The sequence below is a fragment of the Microbacterium sp. P5_E9 genome, assembly GCF_054049175.1.
Genome location: NZ_JBFUMV010000181.1, coordinates 1 through 506 on the forward strand (window position 1 = coordinate 1; position 506 = coordinate 506).

The window sequence follows — 506 nt, forward strand, 5'->3', positions numbered from 1 at the left end:
GGGCTGTGGACACGCGCCATTGTGGTGACGCTGATTGAGCAGAAGTTCGGCGMGAGGATGGGGGTGACGGCAGTCGGTGCATTGCTGGCCAARCTCGGACTGACCCCACAAAAGCCTTTGCAGCGCGCCTACCAGCGCGATCCTCAAGCCATCGAGCGCTGGCAGCGTGAAACCTACCCCGGCATCGCCGCGGCCGCGAGGCAAAGCGGAGGCGAAGTCTACTTCTGGGATGAATCGGGATTTCGCGCCGACACCGTGCACGGTAAAACCTGGGCGCCCAAAGGCAAGACCCCGGTCATCGAGCGTCCCGGGCAACGCCAGTCGATCTCGGCGGCCTCGGCTGTCAACGCCAAAGGGGGCTTCTGGTTCGCGACTTACCAGGGTGCGTTGAATGCCGAACTGTTCATCGAATTACTCAAGAAGATTATGAAGGGCCGCAGCAAGCCCGTGCACCTGGTGGTTGACGGATTGCCGGCCCACAAGAAAGCCAACGTGCGCCAGTACAT

General features: G+C 61.7%; 1 protein-coding gene. It reads left to right on the forward strand.

The features are described 5' to 3' along the window. Positions 1-506, forward strand: a 506-nt coding sequence (locus ACXJ3V_RS20875; RefSeq protein WP_457102267.1) for an IS630 family transposase, incomplete at both ends; no start/stop codon positions are given.